Origin of the sequence: Celeribacter indicus (assembly GCF_000819565.1) — a bacterium.
Taxonomy (GTDB): Bacteria; Pseudomonadota; Alphaproteobacteria; order Rhodobacterales; family Rhodobacteraceae; genus Celeribacter; species Celeribacter indicus.
Genome location: NZ_CP004393.1, coordinates 2,188,511 through 2,205,808, shown reverse-complemented (window position 1 = coordinate 2,205,808; position 17,298 = coordinate 2,188,511). Strand labels below are relative to the sequence as shown.

Annotated in this window: 15 protein-coding genes; 8 read left to right on the top strand and 7 right to left on the bottom strand. The window is 68.0% G+C overall.

The window, feature by feature from the left end; all coding sequences use genetic code 11:
* Positions 1 to 26: 26 nt before the first annotated feature.
* The 7 genes from guaB to P73_RS11050 all read right to left on the bottom strand — a co-directional run bounded on the left by guaB (position 27) and on the right by P73_RS11050 (position 9,164).
* Positions 27 to 1,478 carry an IMP dehydrogenase gene (gene guaB / locus P73_RS11080; protein WP_043869597.1) on the bottom strand — a complete coding sequence of 484 codons (1,452 nt, stop codon included), beginning with the start codon at positions 1,476 to 1,478 and terminating at the stop codon, positions 27 to 29.
* Positions 1,479 to 1,593: 115 nt separating this feature from the next.
* Entirely contained in the window at positions 1,594 to 2,592 is a 999-nt protein-coding gene (locus P73_RS11075; protein ID WP_043869596.1) for a TDT family transporter, read from the bottom strand.
* A 166-nt stretch (positions 2,593 to 2,758) separates the two neighbouring features.
* Entirely contained in the window at positions 2,759 to 3,850 is a 1,092-nt protein-coding gene (locus tag P73_RS11070; RefSeq protein WP_043869595.1) for an ABC transporter ATP-binding protein, read from the bottom strand.
* Positions 3,851 to 3,876: 26 nt separating this feature from the next.
* Positions 3,877 to 5,535, bottom strand: coding sequence for an alpha-amylase family glycosyl hydrolase (locus P73_RS11065; protein WP_052453197.1), 1,659 nt, complete (start codon positions 5,533 to 5,535; stop codon positions 3,877 to 3,879).
* Positions 5,536 to 5,555: 20 nt separating this feature from the next.
* The gene (locus P73_RS11060) at positions 5,556 to 6,710 is read right to left on the bottom strand and encodes a carbohydrate ABC transporter permease (protein ID WP_043871630.1); all 1,155 of its coding nucleotides are present in this window, start codon (positions 6,708 to 6,710) and stop codon (positions 5,556 to 5,558) included.
* Between the two features lie 11 nt (positions 6,711 to 6,721).
* Positions 6,722 to 7,723, bottom strand: coding sequence for a carbohydrate ABC transporter permease (locus tag P73_RS11055; protein ID WP_043869594.1), 1,002 nt, complete (start codon positions 7,721 to 7,723; stop codon positions 6,722 to 6,724).
* A 151-nt stretch (positions 7,724 to 7,874) separates the two neighbouring features.
* Entirely contained in the window at positions 7,875 to 9,164 is a 1,290-nt protein-coding gene (locus P73_RS11050) for an ABC transporter substrate-binding protein (RefSeq protein WP_043869593.1), read from the bottom strand.
* Positions 9,165 to 9,486: 322 nt separating this feature from the next.
* Here P73_RS11050 and P73_RS11045 point away from each other — a divergent pair, with 322 nt between their 5' ends.
* The 8 genes from P73_RS11045 (at position 9,487) to P73_RS11010 (ending at position 17,297) form a co-directional block, all read left to right on the top strand.
* Positions 9,487 to 10,518, top strand: coding sequence for a LacI family DNA-binding transcriptional regulator (locus tag P73_RS11045; protein WP_043869592.1), 1,032 nt, complete (start codon positions 9,487 to 9,489; stop codon positions 10,516 to 10,518).
* 95 nt (positions 10,519 to 10,613) lie between these two features.
* The gene (locus P73_RS11040) at positions 10,614 to 11,954 is read left to right on the top strand and encodes a GH1 family beta-glucosidase (RefSeq protein ID WP_043869591.1); all 1,341 of its coding nucleotides are present in this window, start codon (positions 10,614 to 10,616) and stop codon (positions 11,952 to 11,954) included.
* Positions 11,955 to 11,958: 4 nt separating this feature from the next.
* The gene (locus P73_RS11035) at positions 11,959 to 12,933 is read left to right on the top strand and encodes a glucokinase (protein WP_043869590.1); all 975 of its coding nucleotides are present in this window, start codon (positions 11,959 to 11,961) and stop codon (positions 12,931 to 12,933) included.
* 135 nt (positions 12,934 to 13,068) lie between these two features.
* Positions 13,069 to 13,350, top strand: a complete 282-nt coding sequence (locus tag P73_RS11030; RefSeq protein WP_043869589.1) for an STAS domain-containing protein — start codon at positions 13,069 to 13,071, stop codon at positions 13,348 to 13,350.
* A complete protein-coding gene (locus P73_RS11025; RefSeq protein WP_043869588.1) occupies positions 13,347 to 13,712 on the top strand; it encodes a response regulator in 366 nt (121 codons plus the stop codon). Before P73_RS11030 ends, P73_RS11025 begins: the two co-directional genes overlap by 4 nt.
* Before the next feature lie 9 nt (positions 13,713 to 13,721).
* Entirely contained in the window at positions 13,722 to 15,944 is a 2,223-nt protein-coding gene (locus P73_RS11020) for a chemotaxis protein CheA (protein WP_043869587.1), read from the top strand.
* Positions 15,931 to 16,398, top strand: coding sequence for a chemotaxis protein CheW (locus P73_RS11015; protein WP_043869586.1), 468 nt, complete (start codon positions 15,931 to 15,933; stop codon positions 16,396 to 16,398). Before P73_RS11020 ends, P73_RS11015 begins: the two co-directional genes overlap by 14 nt.
* Positions 16,395 to 17,297, top strand: coding sequence for a CheR family methyltransferase (locus tag P73_RS11010; RefSeq protein WP_052453196.1), 903 nt, complete (start codon positions 16,395 to 16,397; stop codon positions 17,295 to 17,297). The genes P73_RS11015 and P73_RS11010 overlap by 4 nt, the downstream gene beginning before the upstream one ends.
* Position 17,298 lies beyond the last annotated feature (1 nt).

Below are 17,298 nucleotides of genomic sequence, written 5' to 3'. Positions count from 1 at the left end.
GGCCGCGGCCCCCGTCGCGCCCTTTCTCAGCCGATCCGGTAGTTCGGGCTTTCGCGGGTGATCTGCACGTCGTGCACATGGCTCTCCTTGAGCCCCGCGCCGGTGATCTTGGTAAAGGTGCAGCCGCGGCGCATGTCCGGCACGCTCGCATGGCCGGTATAGCCCATGGCCGCGCGCAGCCCGCCGACCATCTGGTGCAGCACCGTGCCGACCGGCCCCTTGTAGGGCACCTGGCCCTCGATGCCTTCGGGGACGAGCTTGTCGGAGGCCGCATCCTTCTGGAAATAGCGATCCGCCGAGCCGCGCGCCATGGCGCCGAGCGAGCCCATGCCGCGATAGGATTTGAACGACCGGCCCTGATAGAGGATCACCTCACCCGGAGACTCGTCCGTGCCCGCGATCATCGACCCGACCATGGCACAGGAGGCCCCCGCCGCGATCGCCTTGGCGAAATCGCCGGAGAACTTGATCCCGCCATCCGCGATGACCGGCACCTCGCCCGCGGCGGCGGAACAATCCATGATCGCGGTGAGCTGCGGCACGCCGACGCCCGCCACCATCCGCGTGGTGCAGATCGAGCCCGGCCCGATCCCCACCTTCACCGCATCCGCCCCCGCGTCGATCAGCGCGCGGGTGGCTTCGGCGGTCGCGACATTGCCCGCCATCACCTGCACCTTGTCGCCGAATTCGCGCTTTGCCCGCGCGACCGCGTCGATCACGCCCTGGGAATGGCCGTGCGCCGTGTCGATCACGATGATGTCCACCCCCGCATCCACCAGCGCCGCGGAGCGTTCGAACCCCGCATCGCCCACCGAGGTGGCCGCGGCGACGCGCAGCCGGCCGAGCGCATCCTTGCAGGCCGAGGGGTTGAGCACCGCCTTCTCCGTGTCCTTCAGCGTCAGCAGCCCGGTGAGGCGGCGGTTCCGGTCGGTGACGAGCAGCTTCTCGATCCGCCGCGCCTTCATGAGCGAGATCGCCTCGTCGCGGTCGGCCGGCTCGGTCAGGATCGCGAGATTGTCCGCGGTCATCACCTGGGAGACCGGCGTGTCGTCGGAGGTGGCGAAGCGCATGTCGCGGTTGGTCACGATGCCGACGATGCGGCGGTCCTTGTCCACCACCGGAAAGCCGGTGAAATTGTATTGCGCCGAAAGCTCCCTGGCATCCGCGATGGTCTGGTCGGCGGTCAGCGTCACCGGATTGTAGACGATCCCGCTCTCGAACCGCTTCACCCGCCGCACCTCGATGGCCTGTTTCTCGGTGTCGAGATTCTTGTGGATCACCCCCACGCCGCCGGCCTGCGCCATGGCGATGGCCATGCGCGCCTCGGTCACCGTGTCCATCGCCGAGGACATCAGCGGGATGTTGAGCTGAATGGACCGGGTGACAAAGGTCTTCGTGTCCGCCATCGACGGCAGCACCGAAGAAGCGGCCGGAACAAGCAATACGTCATCGAAGGTAAGCGCCTCGCGAATCTCCATCGGGTCTCTCCATGGGGGATACGGGTTTGGCACGTCCCTATTGCATGTCTGTCCCCTGATGGAAAGGGTGTTTTGTGGTCGTCCCGCCGGTGCCCCCCAGATTTAGCGGTCCACCTCAGGCGGTCGCGGCATTCGTGGCCGTCGCCAGCCGGCCCTTCGCCCAGAGCTGCATGACCTTCGCCGCGATATAGGCAATGGCGAGCGTCGCGGCGGCAAGCTCGAGGCCGCCGAGGATGCGGAACACCGCGCCCCCGGCGGGTGCGAGCGCGAACATCAGGGCCGCGAAGGCGGCGAGCGGAAAGGTGAAGGCGCCGTAAAGCGCGGAGAAATCCGCCCGCGTGAGGTAGCGGATGCCCAGCAGGCAGACGGCAAGCCCGGTGATCCCGAGCCATCCGAAACCGAGCGCGAGCCTCTCGTAGCCGAGCAGCGCCGCGACGATCCCGAACAGCGCCACCGGCGCCATGTGGATCGCGAGCAGCGGGCGCAGCGGCGGCGGCACGTCGGCGCGGGCGAATTGCAGCGCCGAGACGATCCAGATCGCCGCCGCCACCGGCAGGGTCGTCGCGAAGATCGCAGCGGAGAGACCGACCCAGCCCAGCGGCACGGCGGCAACCGGCGCGATGATGAAGCCGGCGAAGGAAAGATGCCACACGGGCGTCACCCGGCGCTGTTCGGCGGGACCGCGGGCCATGGCCAGGACGATCGTCACCGCGACGACCGCATGCGCGGCCAGCGCCACGAACAGCACCGCCTGCGCCAGCACCGCATCATAGGAGGCCAGCGTCGCGGCAAGGAGAAAGCCCGAGGCGGACATGGCCGACAGGCCCGCGCGCCCCGGCAGGATCCGCGCATCGTCGAGCAGCGCGCCGAAGCGGCGCGCGAGCTTCGCCCCGTAGCTCACCAGCGCGAAGAGATAGAGCAGCGAGACCGCGCCCAGCATCATCTCCCCGATCCAGACCGGCGCGCCGAGCACATGCCCCGCCTGCCGCCAGGCGAGGCCCAGGCCGAACAGCCCGAGGATCGGCGGAAAGATCGCGGGCGGCGTCGCCCGCCAGAAGCCGCGGGGCGGCGTATTGAAGGGTTTCGGACGGATCCGTGGCGGCTGGTCGGACATGGCTGGACCCTTTCGCGCTCATATTCCCGCAGGGGAATACCACCCTCCCCCGCGCCCGGAAAGCCCGGCCCCATGTGCCGCAAGGTCGCGGACCTCCTCCGGTCCTCTTGCCCCGCTGGCTTTTTGCTGCCCCAAATACTCGAAAACGCGGCCGCAGGCCGCCGCCTCATCGCTTCGGCCGCAGCGACTGCCCCTCGGCGAAGAGATGCACCTTCGACGGATCCGCCGTGAGCCTCACCTCCGTGCCGCGCAGCCCCTGGTGGATCCCCGGCAGTTTCGCGATCAGCGGCTCGCGGCCCCGCTCCGGTACGAAATAGAGCAGCGTCACCTCGCCCAGGGCCTCGACGATGTCCACGGTCCCGTCGATGATCGCCGCCCCCTCCGCAAGCGTCAGGTCTTCCGGGCGCACACCGATGTTGACCCGCCGTCCCAGGTCGGCCTCCGTCGTCGGGATGGCGGAGACCGCGATGCCCTCGCCGTCGAGCTTCACCCGCGTCTCGGCGCCGGTGCCGACGATCTCGCCGGGCAGCAGGTTCATCGAGGGCGAGCCGATGAACCGCGCGACGAATTCGTTGTCGGGCGTTTCGTAGAGCTCGAGCGGACTGCCGACCTGGGCGATGCCCTTGTCGGCGAGCACCACGATCCGGTCGGCGAGCGTCATCGCCTCGACCTGGTCATGGGTGACGTAGATCATCGTGCTCTCGGGCATGGACTCCTTGAGCTGGGCGATCTCGATCCGCGTCGCGACCCGCAGCGCCGCGTCGAGGTTGGAGAGCGGCTCGTCGAAGAGATAGACCTTCGGATCGCGCACGATGCAGCGGCCGATGGCGACGCGCTGGCGCTGCCCGCCCGACAGCGCCCTGGGCAGCCGGTCGAGCAGGTCCCCGAGCTGGAGGATCCGCGCCGCGTTGCGGACCGCCGCGTCGATCTCGGCCTTCGGCTTCTTGGCGAGCCGGAGCGAGAAGGCCATGTTGTCATAGACCGTCATATGCGGATAGAGCGCGTAGGACTGGAACACCATCGCGATGCCGCGCTCCGCCGGGGGCACGTCGTTGACCACCGCGCCGTCGATCTCGAGCGTGCCGCCGGAGATCCGCTCGAGCCCCGCGATCATCCGCAGCAGCGTGGATTTCCCGCAGCCCGAAGGTCCGACGAAGACGATCAGCTCGCCGGTCGCGATGTCGAGGTCGATGTTCTTCAGCACCTCGACCTTGCCGCCGTAGACCTTCGAGACATGGTCCAGCCTGAGTTCGGCCATCTGCTCCTCCTCCTCCTCGTCGCCTCTCAGGCCCTTTCGCGCTGCATGATGCAGGGCTGCCAGGGGCCGAGATGCAGTTTGCCGTCCGCCATGGGCGATGCGGAATTGAGTTCGCTGCCCACCGTGTGCCAGGGCCCCTCCGGCGCCGCGATCGTGGCCGGCTCGTCAGAGAGGTTGAAGGCGCAGAACAGCTCCTCGCGATCGTCCTTGCGCGTGAAGCTCAGGCAGGTCCCCGCCACCGAGAGCCGCGAGATCTCCCCCGTCTTCAGCGCGCTGTGCGCGTGGCGGAAGGCGATGGCCCGGCGATAGTGGTGGATCAGCGCGCCGGGATCCTGCTCGGACTGCGCGACGGAGAGCGGGAGGTGTTCCTGGCTCACCGGAAGCCATGTCCGCCCCGCGTCCGAAAAGCCGCCATGGTGATGCTCCCGGTCCCAGACCATCGGCGTGCGGCAGCCGTCCCGGCCCTTGAACTCCGGCCAGAACTGGATGCCGTAGGGGTCTTGGAGGTCCTCGAAGGCGAGATCCGCCTCCGGCAGCCCGAGCTCCTCCCCCTGGTAGATGCAGGTGGAGCCGCGCAGGCACATCATCAGCGTGGTGAAGGCGCGCGCCCCCGCCTGCCCCAGCGCCCAGCGCGAGATGTGGCGCATCACGTCGTGGTTCGAATAGGCCCAGCAGACCCAGCCGCTCGCCGCGACTCTGACCACCTCCTCCATCACGTCGCGGACGTAGTCCGGCGAGGGGGTGCTGCCCGACAGCAGGTCGAAGGCATAGCACATGTGGATCATGTCGTCGCCGGAGGTGTATTCCCCGACGATCTCCAGGTCGCGCTGGTCGTCGCCCACCTCGCCCACGGCGGCGGCGTTGTAGGGCTCCATCACCGCGCGCAGCTTGCGCAGGAAGACGAGGTTCTCGGGCCGCGACTTGTCGTAGACATGGTCCTGCCAGGTATAGGGATTCACCGCCGGCGCGGTCTTCGCCCGCCGCGCCTCGGGGGCGAGCGGCGGGTTGTCGCGCAACAGCGCGTCATGGGTGTAGTAGTTGATCGTGTCGAGCCGGAACCCGTCCACCCCGCGTTCGAGCCAGAATTCCGCGATGTCGAGCAGCGCGGCCTGCACCTGAGGCTCGTGGAAGTTGAGATCGGGCTGGGAGGTGAGGAAGTTGTGCATGTAATATTGCTGCCGCTCGGTGTCCCATTGCCAGGCGGGACCGCCGAAGATCGACAGCCAGTTGTTCGGCGGCGTCCCGTCGGGCTTCGCCTCCGCCCAGACATACCAGTTCGCCCGCGGATTGTCGCGGGAGGAGCGGCTTTCGACGAACCACGGGTGCTGGTCGGACGTGTGCGACAGCACGAGGTCGATCAGCACCTTGAGCCCGTAGGAATGCGCCGTCTCGATCACCGCGTCGAAATCCGCGAGCGAGCCGAACATCGGGTCCACGTCCCGGTAATCCGAGACGTCATAGCCGAAATCCTTCATCGGCGAGGCGAAGAAGGGAGAGATCCAGACGGCATCGACGCCGAGGGAGGCGATATAGGGCAGGCGGTGGACGATGCCGAGCAAATCGCCCACCCCGTCGCCGTTGCTGTCCTGGTAGGAGCGCGGATAGACCTGATAGATCACCGCGCCGCGCCACCAGTTCTTCTCGCGCACGAAGGGTTGTTTTTCGGTCGTGGAAATGACGTTCATTGCGTTCGCTCTTTAGGTTGTTACTTCACCGATCCGGCCAGCAGGCCGCGGACGAGATATTTCTGCATGAAGAAGAAGACGACGAGCGGCACCGAGATGGACACGAAGGCCGCCGTCGCGAGGATTTCCCAGTTGCCGCCCCGCGTGCCGAGCAGCTCGACGATCTGCCGCGTCATCACGGTCGTCTCGCCCGAGCTGTCGATCAGGAAAACGAGCGCGACCAGCAGATCGTTCCAGGTCCAGAGGAACTGGAAGATCGCGAAGGAGGCTAGCGCGGGAAAGGACAGCGGCAGGATGATCTTCATGAAGATCTGGAAATCCGTCGCCCCGTCCACCCGCGCGTTCTCGATGATGTCCTTCGGCAGCCCCACCATGTAGTTGCGCAGCAGATAGATCGCGAGCGGCATGCCGAAGCCCGTGTGCGCCAGCCAGACGCCGAGATAGCCCTTGCCGATCCCGACCTCGAGGTGGAGCTTCAGAAGCGGGATGAGCGCCAGTTGCAGCGGCACGACGAGAAGCGCGACGACGGCCGCGATCAGGAGCGCGCGGCCGGGAAAGTCCATCCAGGCCAGCGCATAGGCCGCGAAGGCCGCGATGAGGATCGGGATGACCGTCGCCGGGATCGTCACGGTGAGCGTGTTGACGAAGGCGCGCCCCATGTTGTCGGTCGCGCTGCCCGAGAACAGGACCGTGCGGTAGTTGTCGAGCGTGAAGGAGGGCGGCGTCGTCGCGGTGAGGAACACCCGCTCCCCGCGCGAGCCGGTGAATTCCGCCTCGTTCACCAGCGTGTAGTCGCCGTTCTCCTCGACCGTCAGCCGCCCGTCCTCCCCCATGTCGGCGGTCTCGCCCGGTGCATAGGCCGCGATCTCGCGCGAGGAGGTGCCCCAGGCGGTGATCCGCCCCGCCGGCGCGCCCGCGCCCTCGAAGAGGTTGCCCTCGATCGCATGGGCGCCGTCGATCTCCTGCTGCGTCTCCGGCGCGGCGGTGCGCAGGATCATGGTCTGCTCCTGCGGGAACAGCGCCTTCCACCAGCCCGAGGAGGAGATCTGGTCGGCGGTGCGGAAGGAGGAGACGAAGAGCCCCAGCGTCGGCAGGAGCCACAGCAGCACGAGCAGCGCGACCGAGAGGTGCACGGCCCAGGCGAGTGCGGGTTTGCGTCCGGCGATGCTGTCCACGTCCCGCCCCCTCACCGCATCTCTTTGCGCGCATTGTAGACGTTCCAGACGAGGATCGGCGTGACGAGCAGCATGATCACCATCGCCGCGGCCGAGCCCACGCCCCAGTCGTTCGCGCGGAAGAGCTTGTCATACATGTAATTGGCCAGCACCTGCGTCTCCCATTGTCCGTTCGTCATGGCAAAGACGATGTCGAAGATCTTCAGCACCACGATCGTGATCGTGGTCCAGACGACGACGATGGTGCCCATGATCTGCGGCACCTTGATCCGAAAGAAGATCTGGAACGGGTTCGCCCCGTCGACGATGGCGGCCTCCACCGTCTCCTCCGGCACGCCGCGGAGCGCCGCCGAGAGGATCACCATGGCAAAGCCGGTCTGGATCCAGATCAGCACGATCATCAGGAAGAAGTTGTTCCAGAACGGGATCGTCAGCCAGTTCCGCGGGCTGTCGCCGCCGAGGGCGAGATAGATCGCGTTCAGGATGCCGATCTGTTCGGCGCCGAGCGGGCGCGCGTCGTAGACGAGCTTCCAGATCACCGCCGCGCCGACGAAGGAGATCGCCATCGGCATGAAGATCAGCGACTTGGCGAGGCTGCCCCAGCGGATCCGGTCGGTGAGCTGGGCCACCAGAAGTCCGAGGGCGGTGGAGGCGGCGGGCACGACGAGCAGCCACATCGCGTTGTTGCGCATCGCCTCCCAGAATTTCGGATCGTGCGACATCCGCACGTAATTCGATGTCCCGACGAAGGCCCCGCCCTGCGCACGGCTCGTGAGCGACAGGCGCAGCGTCTCGAAGACCGGATAGGCGAGGTAGAGCCCCAGCACGAAGAGCGCGGGAAAGAGGAACAGCCAGGGCCGGACCATGTTGGCGCGGTTAATGTTGCGCCCGGCGTGCCGGCCGCGGGCGGGAAAGATCACCCGGTCGAGCAGGATGTTGGAGACATAGAAATAGCCGATACAGGCGCCCACACCGATGACGATGGTCAGAAGGCCCTGGAGTGCCGGATGCATGTGCCGCGTTCCTTCCCTCTTGTCCTGGTTCCTCCGGGCGGACCGGCCGGTCCGCGCCGTCCTGCGCCCCCCGCCCCGCGCGGGCCGCCTGCCGCCGGGCCGGTCCCCCTGCGCCGCGCCCGGACGGGACGATCCCGCCCGGACCGCAGCCTTACCTGACCTGTGCCCAGCTGTTCTGGATCGCCGCCGCGACGTCTTCGGCGGAGGCGCCGCCGGTGTAATCCACCATGCCGGTCCAGAAGGAGCCCGCGCCCACCGCGCCCGGCATCAGGTCGGAGCCGTCGAAGCGGAAGGTCGTCGCCTCCAGGAGGATGTCGTTCATCTTCCTGAGCGTCGGATCGGAGAAGACGGAGGTGTCCACCGCCTTGTAGGGCGTCAGGAAGCCGCGCTGCGCCATCCAGGCCTCATGCGCGTCGGTCGTCTTCAGGAATTCGATGAAGGCATCGGCGGCCTCGCTTTCGTTCGTGATCGCCCAGAGCGTGCCCGCGCCCAGCACCGGCGTGCCGAGGTCCCTGCTCTCATAGGCCGGGAAATAGAAGAAATCCGCATCTTCGCCCAGCACCGCCCCCTCGGGGAAGAACGCCGGGATGAAGGAGGCCATCTTGTGCATGTAGCAGGCCGGCGGCGCGGCAAAGAGGCCCTTCGGGCTGTCGCGGTAATCGGTCGAGGCGACCGCGCCCGCGCCGCCGGAGACGAAATCGTCGTTGCGCACGAACCAGCCGAATTCCTCGATCGCCTCCACGATGCGCGGATCGTCGAAGGGGATCTCGTTGGAGACCCAGCCGTCATAGACCTCCGGCGGCTGCGTGCGCAGAACCAGATCCTCCACCCAGTCCGTCGCCGGCCAGCCGGTCGCCCCGCCGGCACCGAGCCCGATGCACCACGGCGTCTCCCCGTCCTCGACCATCTGCTCGGTCAGCGCCTTGAGCTCCTCCATCGTCTGCGGCACCTCATAGCCCGCATCCTCGAAATTCTCGGGCACGTACCAGACGAGCGACTTCACGTCGATCTTGTAGGGAAAGCCGTAAAGGTGCTCCTCCCCGTCCTCGCCCTCGTAGGTGCCGAGCGCCCTCCAGCTCTCGCCGGCGGCATAGTTCTCCTCGAGCCAGTCGGCCGTGCCTTCGGGCAGCGGGCTGAGAAAGCCGCGGCGCGCCATGTCGGCGGCGAGGCCGGGCTGCGGGAAGACGGCGATATTGGGGGCGGAGCCCGCCTCCGCGTCGATGACGATCTGCTGTTCGAAACTGTCGGAGCCGACATAGCGCACATCCGCGCCGGTCTGCTCGCGGAACACGTCGAGCACCTTCTCGACCATCACCTGGTCGGCGCCGATCCACGGCCCGGAAATCGTGAGTTGCTGACCCGAAAGATCCTGATCCTGCGCGAGCGCCGCACCGGCGCCGAGGGCGAGCGTGGCCGCGCCGGTGAACAAAGTCTTCTTCATCTAAACCTCCCGTATTTCAAACCCGAATAGGCGCATGGTAGACCACCGCCCCACAGGATCAACCCACTTCCCCCGTGCCTTGCCGCCACGGCCGTGCCGCATCCCCGCGCGCCCGTCCCGAGTGCCCCGGCCCCCCGGCCCCCCGGCCCGCCGCCGCGCCCGGCCCGGCACCGCCGGCCGGGGCGCTTTCCCGGCACCGCCTGCGCGCTATATCGAGGTCAAATGACCACATGTCAGACCGGCCGCCGCGCCCGCGGCGCGGAGGGTTCAGCCCCACCGCCCGGCGACAGGCACGCAGGGACGTTGCAGGAGAGACCGCAGGATGAACCTCAAAGAGTTGTCGGAATTTCTCGGCCTCTCCCAGACCACCGTGTCGCGCGCCCTCAACGGCTATCCCGAAGTGGCCGAGGCGACGCGCGAACGGGTGATGAAGGCGGCGCGCCAGCACCATTACACGCCGAACCCGCGCGCCCGCAGCCTTGCGACCGGGCGCAGCCATGCCGTCGGCCATATCCTCCCGCTCTCCGCCGAACACGAGATGCTGAACCCGGTGTTCACCGATTTCCTCGCCGGCGCGGCAGAGGTCTATGCGCGGGAGAGCTACGACATGCTCCTCTCGCTCGTCCCCGACCGCGACGAGGCCGGCAGCTACCGCCGGATCGCCGCAAGGGGGTCCGTCGACGGGGTGATCGTGCACGGCCCCACGGTGGACGATCCCCGGATCGGCCTGCTGCGCGAGATCGGCATGCCCTTCGTCGTCCACGGCCGCTCGGGAGGTGCCGGGGAGACGGAGTATTGCTGGGTCGACATCAACAACGCCCGCGCCTTCGAACGCGCCACGCGGCTTCTGCTGGAGCTGGGGCACCGGCGGATCGGACTGCTGAACGGGCTCGAGACGATGGATTTCGCGCATGAGCGCCGCACAGGCTATCGCAAGGCGCTGCGGGACGCCGGGATCGCGGAGGATCCCGCGCTCTGCCGCGCCTCCGAGATGACCGAGGGCTACGGTTTCGCCGCGGCCACGGACCTGCTGGCGCTCGCCGATCCGCCGACCGCCCTGCTCGCCTCCTCGATCCTGATCGGCTTCGGCGCGCGCCGTGCGCTCGACGCCGCCGGGCTGCGGATCGGGCGCGACGTCTCGCTCGTCGTGCATGACGACGAACTTTCCTACCTGCGCAACGGCAAGGTCGAACCGATCTTCACCGCCACGCGCTCCTCGGTGCGGCAGGCCGGGCGCATCTGCGCCGAGCTCCTGCTCGGACAGATCGCCGTGCCGGCCCTCCCGCCGCAACATGTGCTGCTCGAGGCCGAGCTCATCATCGGGGACACGACCGGCCCCGCCCCCGCACCCTGACCGCATCCTGTTGGCGCGACCACCGCGTTTGGGTTTCCCGCGCCGGCGGGCTAGAACAAGACCGGACCGAGAGACCCCGCGACGAGGAGCAGCCGATGACAGACCCGCTCACCCGCGCCGATTTTCCCGAAGGCTTCCTGTTCGGCGCCGCCACCGCCGCCTATCAGGTCGAAGGCCACCGCTTCGGCGGCGCCGGCCCGACCCACTGGGACAGTTTCGCGGCCGGCCCCGGCAACGTGGTGCACAACGAGGACGGCGCGACCGCCTGCGACCAGTATCACCGCTATGCCGAGGATCTCGACCTGCTCGCCGCCGGCAATTTCGACGCCTACCGCTTCTCGACGAGCTGGGCCCGGATCCTTCCCGAGGGGCGCGGCGCGGTGAACGAGGCCGGGCTCGACTATTACGACCGGCTCACGGACGCGCTACTTGCGCGCGGGCTCGCGCCGGTGCTGACGCTCTATCACTGGGACATGCCCTCCGCCCTCGCCGATCTCGGCGGCTGGACCAATCCGGACGTGCACAACTGGTTCGGGGATTTCGCGGAAATCGTCGATGCGCGGATCGGCGACCGGATGGAGAGGATCGCGACGATCAACGAACCGTGGTGCGTGGCCTGGCTGTCGCATTTCCTCGGCGGCCACGCGCCGGGCCTGCGCGACATCCGCGCCGGCGCGCGGGCGATGCACCATGTGCTCAAGGCCCATGGCGAGGCGATGACCCGCCTGCGCGGGCGCGGGCGCGACGGGCTCGGCATCGTTCTCAACTTCGAAGATGCCCAGCCCGCCTCCGATGCGCCCGGCGACCTGGAGGCCGCCGCGATCGAGGACGCGCTCCGCAACCGCTGGTTCATCGAGGCGATCACCCGCGGACGCTATCCCGCCGAGGCGCTCGAGGGCCTCGCCCCGCACCTGCCGGAGGGCTGGGAAGAGGATCTCTCCGGCCAGATCGGCGCCCCGCTCGACTGGCTCGGCGTCAACTACTACACGCGCAACCTGCACGCCCATGACCCGGAGGCGACGGGCTGGCCGCCGACCCGCACCGCGCAGGGCCATCGCGCGACCACCCAGATGGGATGGGAGATCTTTCCCGAGGGGCTACACCGCATCCTGACCCGGCTCGCGCGCGACCACGTCGGCGGCCTGCCGGTCGTGGTGACGGAAAACGGCATGGCCTGGGACGACCGCGTCCGGGACGGCAGGGTGGACGATCCCGAACGCTGCGCCTATATCCGCGACCACCTCGCCGCGATGCACCGCGCGCGCGCCGATGGCGTCAACCTCGCGGGCTTCTTCTACTGGTCGCTGCTCGACAATTACGAATGGGCCTTCGGCTACGAGAAACGCTTCGGGATCGTGCATGTCGACTTCGAGACGTTGCAGCGCACCCCGAAAGCCTCTTATCACATGCTCAAGACCTGTCTGGAAAGGACCTGACCCGATGAGCAAGCATCCCGCCGACACCCTCACCCTCGTGGCCGATATCGGCGGGACGAACACGCGCGTGGCCCTCGCCGACGGGGTGCGGCTGCTGCCCGACACCGTGCGCCGCTATTCCAACGACGGGCACGACAGCCTCGAGACCGTGCTCTGCCGCTATATCGCGGAGGAGGACGACGTGGACTGCCGCGCCGCCTGCGTCGCCGTCGCCGGCCCGGTGCGCGACGGCGTGGGCACGATGACCAATCTCGACTGGACGATCGACCGCGGAACGCTGGAACGCGCCGCCCGTGCCGAACGGGTCGCGATCCTCAACGACCTCCAGGCGCAGGGCCATGCCCTCGGCCTCGTCGCGGAGGCCGACATCCGCCAGGTGCTCCGCGGCGCCGGGGCGCCGCCCCATGCCACCCGCCTCGTCGTCGGGGTCGGCACCGGCTTCAACGCCGCGCCGGTGGTCGAGACCGGAACCGGCCGTGTCGTCGCCGCCTCCGAATGCGGCCATGCCAACCTGCCGATTCGCACCGACCGCGACCTCGCGCTCGCCCGTTTCGTCGAGGAGGCCCACGGCTTTCCGGCGATCGAGGACGTGCTCTCCGGGCGCGGCCTGTCGCATGTCTACCGCTTCCTCGCCACCGAGGCGGGCACCCCGCGCGACAGGGACGCGGCCGCGATCATGCGCGCCCTCGCCGACGGCGACGACCCGCTCGCCACCGAGGCCGTCCGCATCTTCGTCAGGACGCTGGGCGTCGTCATCGGCAATCTCTGCCTCATCCACCTGCCCTTCGGCGGCGTCTACCTCGTCGGCGGCGTCGCGCGCCACATCGCGCCCCACCTCGCCCGCTTCGGATTCGAGCACAGCTTCCGCGACAAGGGCCGGTTCAGCGATTTCATGGCGGATTTCCCCGTCTCCGTGATCGAGGACGATTACGCCGCCCTGACCGGCTGCGCCTCCCATATCTGCGAGGCTTTCGGCTGACCGTTGCCGCCGGAGGCGGCGGAAGGCGCGCGGTCGTAACCTCGTCTTAACTCCCTGCCCTTACACAGGTCGCGTGACCGCAGCTGTAAGGGATATTCGGATGTCTTTCCTCTGCCGCATTTCGGGAGGGCGCGCATGACCCGGCATGTGCCTCTCCATGACCGGCTCGACCACCGGTCCGCCCCGGCCCTGCTGGAGGCGCTGCGCGCCGGCGCCGGGGACGATCTCGTCCTCGATGCCGCCGATGTCCGCCATCTCGGCGCCCTGCCGCTCCAGATCCTCCTCTCCGCGGCAAAGACCCGCGCCGCCTCCGGCCGGAGCACGCGCCTCGTCAACGCCTCCGACGCCTGTCTCGAGATGCTGGACCTCTTCGGCTTCACCCCCGACACCCTGACCCGCCCGGAGACCTGGACATGAGCCTTGACGTCCTCGCCGTCGACGACAGCCGCACCATGCGCGACATGCTGACCCTCGCGCTCTCCTCTGCGGGCTTCACCCCGCATCTGGCCGAGGATGGCCTGCACGGGCTCGAACTGCTCGAGGAGGTCACGCCGGATGTCATCATCACCGACATCAACATGCCGCGCCTGGACGGCTTCGGCTTCATCGACGCGGTCCGCGCCGAGGAAAGGTGGCGCCGCGTCCCGATTCTCGTGCTCACCACCGAAAGCGCCGACGAACTCAAGGCGCGGGCACGGGCCGCGGGGGCGACCGGCTGGATCGTCAAACCCTTCGACCCCGCCAAGCTCGTCAAGGCGCTCCAGATGGTCGCCGGATAGGAGGTTCAGATGTCCGACCCGATGGCCGAAATCCGCGCCTCCTTCTTCATCGAATGCGAGGAACTCCTGGAAAGCCTCCAGGACGGGCTCCAGCTCATGCAGGACGGCGACGACGATCCGGAGACGATCAACGTCGTGTTCCGCGCCGTCCATTCCGTCAAGGGCGGCGCCGGCGCCTTCGGCCTCGACGCGCTCGTGCATTTCGCCCACCGTTTCGAAACCGCGATGGACGAGGTCCGCGCCGGACGGCTGACGCCCGACGCCGACGCGATCCGGATCTTCTATTCCTGCGCCGACATCCTCGCCGACCTCGTGCGCGCGGCGCGCGACGACGGCACCGTCCCGCCCGAGGTGACGGAGCCGGTGCTCGACGGGCTCGAAAGGCTCGTCGGCCTCGAGGAGGCGGAAGAGGAGGAGATCGACTTCACCCCCGCGACGCTCTCGCTCGACTTCGGCGCGCCGGATGCCCTGCCCCTCCTCCCGGCGCTCCCCGATCCCGCCGCCCTGCCCTTCGCCCCGCTTTCCACACGCGGATTCGCCATCCGCTTCAGGCCGGAGGAGGCGCTCTACACCTCCGGCAACGAACCCCTCTATCTCCTCCGCGCCCTGCGCGATCTCGGTGAGCTGAAGGTGCGCTGCGACTGTTCGGCCCTGCCCGATCTCGACGATCTCGACCCGGAGGGCGCCTATCTCGCCTGGACGCTCGAGCTCGCGACGGAAGAACCGGAACAGGCGGTGCGCGAGATCTTCGATTTCGTCGAGGGCCTGTGCCTGCTCGACATCTCCCCGCTCGCCGGCGATCTGGAGGGCGGGACATGGACCCCCGATCCCGCGCCCGGTCCCGCACAGGAGCCGCTGCGCGCGCGGGCGCCCGCCCCGGATCCCTCCGGCCTCGCACAGCCGGCCCCGGAAGATCCCCCGGACCAGGATCCCGACACGCCATGGCCCGCCCCACCGTCTTCCCCGCCCGCCGGCGAGGACCGCACATCGCCCGCATCGCCGCCGCCCCGCGCGACGGTGCGCGTCGATCTCGAACGGATCGAGCGGCTGGTGAACCTCGTGGGCGAACTCGTCATCAACCAGGCGATGCTCAGCCAGTCCGTCACCGAGGCCGGCCTGCCGCCGAATTCCCCCGTCTCCACCGGGCTCGAGGAATTCCTGCAACTCACCCGCGACATCCAGGAATCGGTGATGATGATCCGGGCCCAGCCGATCAAGTCGCTGTTCCAGCGCATGGGCCGCATCGTGCGCGAAGCCTCCGCCTCGGTGGGCAAGGATGTCCGCCTGCACACGGAAGGCGAAACCACCGAAGTCGACAAGACCGTGATCGAGCGCCTTGCCGACCCGCTCACCCACATGATCCGCAACGCCGTCGACCACGGGCTCGAGAAACCCGAGGCGCGCCTCGAGAACGGCAAACCCCGCGAAGGCCATGTCACCCTGACCGCGCGGCACAGATCGGGACGGATCGTGATCGAGGTCACCGACGACGGGGCCGGCATCAACCGCGAGCGCGTCAAGGCGAAAGCCATCGAAAAGGGGCTGATCGCCCCCGATATCCCCCTCTCGGATGGCGATATCGACAATCTGCTCTTCCTGCCCGGCTTCTCGACGGCGGCGGAAATCTCCAACCTCTCCGGCCGCGGCGTCGGAATGGATGTCGTCAAGAGCTCGATCCAGGCCCTCGGCGGTCGCATCGCCATCTCCTCGCAGGAAGGCCGGGGCACCACCTTCTCGATCTCGTTGCCGCTCACGCTCGCCGTGCTCGACGGAATGGTCGTGCGCGTCGCCGGCGAGACCCTGGTCGTTCCGCTCAACGCCATCCTCGAAACCCTCACCCTCGCCCCCGGCGATCTCACCGCCCTCGGCCCCGACACCCATATCGTCCAGATCCGCGGCGGCTTCGTCCCGCTGCTCGATCTCGGCGCGGAACTCGGCTACCGCTCGCCGCTCGACAGCTATGTCGGAGGGATCGTCCTGCTCATCGGCCAGGAGGACGGCAACCGCGCCGCCCTGGCCGTGGACGCGATCGAGGACCAGCGCCAAGTGGTGATCAAGGGGATCGAGGGCAGCTATGGGCGAAGCCCCGGCATCGCCGCCGCGACGATCCTGGGCGACGGGCAGATCGCGCTCATCCTCGATCCGGCCGATCTCGTCAGCCAGGCCTCGGGCCGCACCGGATCATCACAACCGCATCTTTCACTCGCAGGACAAGCCCATGAGTACCAGTGAAAAACAGTCCGACTCCACATCGGTCGAACTCCTGTCCTTCCGCGTCGGCGGGCAGGATTATTCGGTCGACATCATGTCCGTCCGCGAAATCCGCGGATCGGCGAAAGCCACCACCCTGCCGCGCTCTCCCTCCTTCATCAAGGGCGTGATCAACCTGCGCGGGACCGTCCTCCCGATCATCGACCTCGCCGCCCGGCTCGGGTTGCAGACCGGCGAGAACAGCGCGCGCAACGTCATCATCGTCGTCGATCTCGGCGGGCGCACGGTCGGCCTCATGGTCGACGCCGTCTCCGATATCCTCGCGATCCCGACGGACGACATGCAGCCGCCGCCGGACCTCGCCGCGGACCAGACCCGCACCTTCGTCTCCGCCCTCACCATCGTCGACGGCCGGATGATCCGCATCCTCGACCTCGAAGCCGTCATGCCTCCCCAGGGCGAGGAGGCTGCTTGAACGACATCTCTCCCCTGGCAGGCCGCGCGCCTGTCGAGACGACCCTCTCGGACAGGACCTTCGCCCGCATCGCGCAGATCGCCCAGAAGGAGGCGGGCATCGTCCTGCCCCCCTCGAAGATCTCGATGGTCCGGTCCCGCCTGACCCGCCGGCTGCGCGCGCTGACCCTCGGCAGTTTCGATGCCTATCTCGACTATCTCATGTCCGGGAGCGATCCGTCGGAAATGGACAACTTCATTTCCGCCCTCACCACGAACGTCTCGCATTTCTTCCGCGAAAACCATCATTTCGACACGCTCACCCACCGCATCCTGCCGGCCGCGCAACAGAAACTCGCGCGCGGCGGCAAGGTCAGGATCTGGTCCGCCGGCTGTTCGAACGGCCAGGAACCTTACTCCATCGCCATGACGCTCCTGAACGCGGATCCCTCGCTGAGCGGAAAGAACATCAAGATCCTCGCGACGGACATCGACCCGGAAGTCCTGAGGCTCGCCAGATCCGGCTGTTACCACGGCGCGATGGCCCAGGGTCTGAACGAGGAGACGATGGCCGCGTATTTCACGAGATCCGGACCTGCCGACCAGACCGCCCTCACCCTGAACGCCAACGTCCGGCGCCTGGTGACCTTCCGTCATCTGAACCTGCATGCGGACTGGCCGATGCAAGGCAGGTTCGACGTCATCTTCTGCCGAAACGTCATGATCTATTTCAACGAAGAGACGCAGATCCGGCTCTACCGCCGCTTCGCGCAGATCCTCGAACCCGAAGGCTGGCTGTTGCTTGGCCATTCCGAACGCGTGCACGAAACCGTCTCTCCGCTCTTCAAACCTGCCGGGGTGACAACCTACCGGACCCTCGCCGCCCGAAATCAGACGCCATCCGGGGACCGCATGTCATGAA